Below are 6258 nucleotides of genomic sequence, written 5' to 3' on the forward strand. Positions count from 1 at the left end.
TGATGTCGGCAAAAAACACGTTGGGTGACTTGCCGCCGAGCTCCAGCGTGGCTGGAATCAGGTTGTTGGCAGCGGCCTGGGCGATCACACGACCCGTGGTGGTGGAGCCGGTGAAGGCGATCTTGGCGATGCGCTTGCTGGTGGCCAGCGGCATACCAGCTTCACGGCCATAACCATTGACGATATTGAGCACGCCGGGCGGCAGGATGTCGGCAATCAGCTCAGCCAGAATCAAAATGCTGATCGGGGTGGATTCAGCGGGTTTGAGCACCACGCAGTTGCCCGCGCCAATGGCCGGGGCCAGTTTCCAGGCCGCCATCAGAATCGGGAAGTTCCAGGGAATGATCTGGCCGACCACGCCGAGCGGCTCATGGATGTGGTAGGCCATGGTGTTCTCGTCGATCTCGCTGATGCCGCCTTCCTGGGCGCGCAGGCAGCCGGCAAAGTAGCGGAAATGGTCAATGGTCAGCGGAATGTCGGCGTTGAGGGTCTCGCGGATCGGTTTGCCGTTGTCCACGGTTTCGGCGTAGGCCAGCAGTTCCAGATTGGCTTCGAGGCGGTCGGCAATTTTCAGCAGGATGTTGGAGCGGGTGGCAGCATCGGTCTTGCCCCAGGCGTCGGCGGCAGCGTGGGCGGCGTCCAAAGCCAGCTCGATGTCCGAGGCGTCAGAGCGCGCCACCTTGGTGTACACCTTGCCGGTGGTTGGTGTGATGACATCAAAGTACTGGCCCTTGACGGGTGCGACGAATTGGCCGCCAATGAAGTTGTCGTACTGCGATTTGTAGACGTGTTTTGCGCCTTCGGCGCCGGGAGCTGCATAGATCATGTGTATCCTCGTTGTACGGTTTGGATGAATAAATTTCCCTTGCGGGCCACCTTGACAATCAAAGGGCGTGCCACATGCAGGGCTTGAATGCAAGTGATTGATTTGTAACGGGTTATTCAGCAGTCCTGTCGCCTTGATCAGGGTTTGCCCTGTGTTAGTGGGTGTTGCAAACTGTGACAGCTGTGGGGATATGCGACACACCCCATCGGCCAGCGCCTATGCACAGCGCCTCATATCGCCGGGAAACTGCGCTGTCGTTACCATCGCTCACTTAATTTCAATGGCGAGCAGGTCAAAACCTGCCCAGGAGACAACGTGCTGACACCCCATGCCGAGCTTGATCTGCGACAGGCTCGCCACCATTTGCTGCAACACGGTGACTGCCCGTCCGACGGGCTGGATGAGCGTGTGGCGCGTTCCTGGCGGCGCAGCCTGGCCGCTGGTTTGCTGCCAGACGCGCCAATGCGCGAGTGTGAACATACCAGCGGTGCTGACCTGAGTCGCACGCTGGCAAGCAACCATGAGTTGCTGGCGCATTCGCGACCGGTCATGGAACACCTGTTCGAGCAGGTGCGCCACACCCAGGGCATGGTGATTCTGGCTGACCGTCGCGGCACATTGGTGCACACCTTGGGGCATGCCGACTTTTTGAGTCGGGCCGACCGCGTGGCGCTGAGCTGCGGCGCCAACTGGCATGAGCAGCAACGCGGTACCAACGCGATTGGCACTGCGCTGATCGAGGCCAGCGGGGTTGAAATCCATGGCGCCGAACACTTTATGGAGCGCAATGCGTTTTTGACCTGCACCGCCATGCCGATTTGTTCGGCCCTGGGCGAACTGATCGGCATTCTCGATATTTCTGGCGACAGCCGCAGTCGCCACCCGCACACGCTCGGACTGGTGGGCATGGCCACGCGCATGATCGAGAACCGCTTGGTCAGCACCTCGTGTCAGCGTCACATTCGCCTGCATTTACACCCGCAGCTTGAAGGCATCGGCTCGGTGGCCGAAGGCATTGTGGCGGTGTCTGAAGACGGCTGGCTGGTCGGGGCCAATCGCGCCGGGTTCGAGTTGCTGAAGTGGACCATTGCCGATATCGGGGCCGCTCAGCTGCAGCATCGCCTGGATGTGCCGTTGCCGGAGTTGCTGTCGCGTCACCAGCGCCGCGCCGGTCTGCCCACGCAGGTGCGCCGCCATGATGGGCAGGCGCTGTATGTTCAGGTGCAACGCGACCCCGCGGCCTTGATCAGCCGAATGCCCGCGACAACCCACTTGCCACGGCCGCCAGCGACCGATGCCTTGCACCTGCTCGACACCGGCGACGTGCGTTGGCGCGCCGCCGCAGACAAGGCGCGCCGCGTGATCGACAAACCGATTCCGCTCCTCATTCAAGGCGAATCAGGTGTGGGCAAAGAGCTGTTTGCCCGCGCTGCACACGACAGCGGTCCGCGTTGCAACAAGCCTTTTGTCGCGATCAACTGTGCCGCAGTACCCGAGAACTTGATCGAGGCCGAGTTGTTTGGTTATCTGCCGGGTGCGTTTACCGGGGCCAAACGCGAAGGCAGCCCGGGCCGCCTGCGTCAGGCCCAGGGTGGCACGCTGTTTTTGGATGAAATTGGCGATATGCCCCTGCCCATGCAGGCTCGGTTGCTACGGGTTTTGCAAGAGCGTCAGGTCACCCCGCTGGGTGGCGGGCAAGCCGTGGCGGTGGACTTTTATCTGATTTGTGCCAGCCACCGCAAGCTGCGTGAAGAAGCCGCCGACGGCCGTTTTCGCAATGACCTGTACTACCGCATCAATGGGCTGACGGTACAACTCCCGCCCCTGCGGGAGCGCAGCGACTTTGCCGTGCTGACCGACCGGCTGTTGGCGGACCTCAACCCCGGCCGGAGCGTCCGGATCGACCCCGATTTGCTGGCGCGCCTGGCGCGACATGACTGGCCGGGAAATTTGCGCCAATACGCCAATGCGCTGCGCACCGCCAGCGCCATGTTGGGCGCGCACGAGAGCAGCATCAGCTGGTTCCACCTGCCCGACGATTTGCTGGAGGATTTGCAGGCTGAACCGGGTGTTGCCTGCGCGACTTCAGTCGCACTGCCAGCCGGCCCGGGATGGGCTAAGCGGGGGCCGACAACGCCGTCACCGATACAGCCCAGCGGCATCACATCACCGGTTGCCGGTGAACACAGCCTGCAGCAGATGTCGCGCCAGGCCATTCGCCAGGCCGTCGATGCCAGCCAGGGCAACCTGTCGCAAGCCGCCCGGCGGTTGGGCATCAGCCGACAGACGCTGTACCGCAAGCTGGCCGATTGACCCAGCGGAACATCCCCGCGACGGGCGCCACCCCACCGCATTTTGTGGCCGACACCTAGCCACCGGCTGGCGAAGTCGCGCACAATGGCAAAGTTGCTCTCGCAAATAATAGGACACCCCGTCATGCCGAATAACCCAACTGCTGCTGCCTTGCGATCTGCCACGCTCAGTGATGCGGCCCTGCACACCGTGCAAGCGGTGCTGGCCTCTGAGGGGCGGCAGCCCGGTGCGCTGCTGCCGGTCCTGCACGGCATCCAGGACGCGCTGGGTTATGTGCCCGATGCGGCAGTGCCGCTGATTGCCAAAGCAATGAACCTGTCGCGCGCCGAGGTGCATGGGGTCATCACGTTTTACCACCACTTCCGGCGCAAGCCGCCCGGTCGCACCGTGGTGCAAGTGTGCTGTGCCGAGGCCTGTCAGGCCTGTGGTGCCGACGACTTGCGTGCGCAGGCCGAGCAGTTGCTGGATTGCAAGCTGCATGACACGCGCGCCGATGGGGCGGTGACGCTGCTGCCGGTGTATTGCCTGGGCTTGTGCGCCAGCGCCCCAGCCCTGCAGGTCAATGACCGCCTGCACGGCCGGGCCACAACCGCTACGCTACACGATGTGGCGGCGCAACTTGGGGCTGCCCCATGAGCGCCGTCAAAGTTTATGTGCCACGCGATTCAGCGGCACTGGCGCTGGGTGCCGACGAGCTTGCTGCCGCATTGGTGGAACAGGCGGCGCTGCGTGGGCTGACGATTGAACTGGTGCGCAATGGCTCGCGTGGCATGTTCTGGCTGGAGCCCTTGCTGGAGGTGCAAACCCCGCTCGGGCGCATTGCTTACGGCCCGGTCGCACCTGAGGACGTGCCGGGCCTGCTCGATGCCGATTTGCTGCACGGCGGCGAACATGCGCTGCGCCTTGGGGTGACTGGGCAAATTCCCTATCTGGCGCTGCAAGAGCGGTTGACTTTTGCCCGCATGGGCGTGACCGACCCGCTGAGCCTGGCCGACTATGCGGCCCATGAAGGCTGGCTTGGCCTGCAGCGTGCGCTGACGCTGTCGGCCGATGCGCTGCTGGAGCAGGTGACACAGTCGGGTCTGCGTGGTCGTGGCGGCGCGGCTTTCCCGGCTGGCATCAAATGGAAAACCGTGGCCGGGGTTCAGGCGGCGCAGAAATATGTGGTGTGCAACGCCGACGAGGGTGACTCCGGCACGTTTTCTGACCGCATGACGATGGAGGGCGACCCCTTCATGCTGATCGAAGGCATGACGATTGCCGCGCTGGCGGTGGGGGCGACGCAGGGCTATGTGTATATCCGCAGTGAATACCCGCACGCGCTGGCCAGCATGACACAGGCTATCGCGCTGGCGCATGCTGCCGGTTACCTGGGCTCCAACCTGCTGGGCAGCGGACGCACGTTTGAGCTTGAGGTGCGCAAGGCCGCCGGTGCCTATGTGTGCGGCGAAGAAACTGCCATGCTGGAGAGCATCGAGGGCAAACGCGGGGTGGTGCGCGCCAAGCCGCCGCTGCCGGCGCTGGCGGGCCTGTTTGGTCAGCCCACCGTCATCAACAACGTCATCACCTTTGCCAGTGTGCCGTTGATTCTGGCGCGTGGGGCTGACTATTACCGCAACTACGGCGTGGGGCGTTCGCACGGTTCCCTGCCGTTTCAGCTGGCTGGCAATATCTTGCGCGGCGGCCTGGTGGAAAAAGCCTTTGGCATCACGCTGCGCGAGCTGCTGTATGGCTTTGGAGGCGGCAGCGCCAGTGGCCGGCCGATCAAGGCGGTCCAGGTGGGTGGCCCGCTGGGGGCTTATGTGCCCGAGGAGCATTGGGATGTCCCGCTGGACTATGAGGCCTATATCGCCATTGGCGCGGCGGTAGGTCACGGCGGCATCGTGGTGCATGACGACAGCGCTGATCTGTCGAAGCTGGCGCGCTATGCTTTTGCATTCTGTGCCCTTGAGTCGTGCGGCAAATGCACGCCCTGTCGCATTGGTTCCACCCGTGGTGTCGAGGTGATTGACCGCATTACCCACGCAGACAATCCGGCGCAGCAGGTCGAGCTGTTGCACGATCTGTGCGACACCATGCTGCATGGCTCTTTGTGTGCGCTCGGTGGCATGACACCGTTTCCGGTGCTGTCGGCACTGAAGCATTACCCGCAGGACTTCGGCCTGTCGCCAGCATCAACCCAAGCCGCATAGGCACCCGACGGAGAACACCATGCGCGAAGCATTCAAGGAGATTGACCACGGCACGCCGGCGTGTCATTCGGCGCAGCAGGTGACGCTGCAGATCGACGGCGAAAGCGTGACCGTGCCGGCCGGCACATCGCTGCTGCGCGCGGCGGCGGGTGCCGGTATCAAAGTACCCAAACTGTGCGCCACCGACAGCCTGAAACCCTTTGGTTCGTGCCGCCTGTGCCTGGTCGAGATCGAGGGTCGGCGTGGCTTTCCGGCTTCGTGTACGACACCGGCAGAAGACGGCATGAAGGTGCGCACCCAGACACCCAAGCTGCAGGAGCTGCGCAAGGGCGTGATGGAACTCTATATCTCTGACCACCCGCTGGACTGCCTGACCTGTGCTGCCAATGGCGACTGCGAATTGCAGGACATGGCTGGCGTGGTCGGCCTGCGCGAGGTGCGCTATGGCATGGCCGGTGCCAACCATTATCGGAAGGGTTGCGTGGGTTTCAAGCCCAAGGACGAATCCAACCCCTACTTCACCTACGACCCGGCCAAGTGCATTGTCTGCAACCGTTGCGTGCGTGCTTGCGAGGAAGTACAGGGCAGCTTTGCCCTGACGATCAGCGGGCGCGGTTTTGAATCCCGTGTGTCTGCTGGCCAGAACGAGACCTTCATGCAGTCTGAATGCGTCAGTTGCGGCGCGTGTGTGGCCGCCTGTCCAACGGCGACGCTGCAGGAAAAAACGGTGATTGCGCTGGGGCAACCTGAGCACAGCATCGTCACCACCTGTGCCTATTGCGGCGTTGGCTGCGGTCTCAAAGCCGAAATGAAGGGCAACACGGTGGTGCGCATGGTGCCCTGGAAGGACGGCCGGGCCAATGAAGGCCATGCCTGTGTGAAGGGTCGCTTTGCCTGGGGCTACGCCACACACAAGGACCGCATTAC

General features: G+C 63.0%; 5 protein-coding genes. 4 read left to right on the forward strand and 1 reads right to left on the reverse strand.

Going from position 1 to position 6258, the window contains the following annotated elements:
• The coding region (locus tag KBF66_RS18360; RefSeq protein ID WP_296660951.1) for an aldehyde dehydrogenase family protein at positions 1-826 on the reverse strand (826 nt) is incomplete at its 3' end.
• Between the two features lie 315 nt (positions 827-1141).
• On the opposite strand from KBF66_RS18360, the gene KBF66_RS18365 reads away from it, so the two are divergent.
• From KBF66_RS18365 to KBF66_RS18380, 4 genes are all read left to right on the forward strand, one after another.
• Complete coding sequence (locus KBF66_RS18365; RefSeq protein ID WP_296660954.1) at positions 1142-3139, forward strand: sigma-54-dependent Fis family transcriptional regulator; 1998 nt, start codon at positions 1142-1144, stop codon at positions 3137-3139.
• Between the two features lie 123 nt (positions 3140-3262).
• The gene (locus tag KBF66_RS18370) at positions 3263-3775 is read left to right on the forward strand and encodes a formate dehydrogenase subunit gamma (protein ID WP_296660958.1); all 513 of its coding nucleotides are present in this window, start codon (positions 3263-3265) and stop codon (positions 3773-3775) included.
• On the forward strand, positions 3772-5331 hold the full coding sequence (locus tag KBF66_RS18375; protein WP_296660960.1) for a formate dehydrogenase beta subunit: 1560 nt from the start codon (positions 3772-3774) through the stop codon (positions 5329-5331). The genes KBF66_RS18370 and KBF66_RS18375 overlap by 4 nt, the downstream gene beginning before the upstream one ends.
• A 19-nt stretch (positions 5332-5350) precedes the next feature.
• Positions 5351-6258 (forward strand): 2Fe-2S iron-sulfur cluster-binding protein (locus KBF66_RS18380; RefSeq protein ID WP_296660962.1); only part of this gene is annotated, 908 nt, incomplete at its 3' end.

This window comes from Rhodoferax sp. (assembly GCF_018063565.1).
Classification (GTDB): Bacteria; Pseudomonadota; Gammaproteobacteria; order Burkholderiales; family Burkholderiaceae_C; genus Rhodoferax.

Bases quoted from the DNA above. Each gene is read 5' to 3' on its own strand.
- KBF66_RS18370 (WP_296660958.1), top strand. From the start codon at position 3,263: ATGCCGAATAACCCAACTGCTGCTGCCTTGCGATCTGCCACGCTCAGT.
- KBF66_RS18375 (WP_296660960.1), top strand. From the start codon at position 3,772: ATGAGCGCCGTCAAAGTTTATGTGCCACGCGATTCAGCGGCACTGGCG.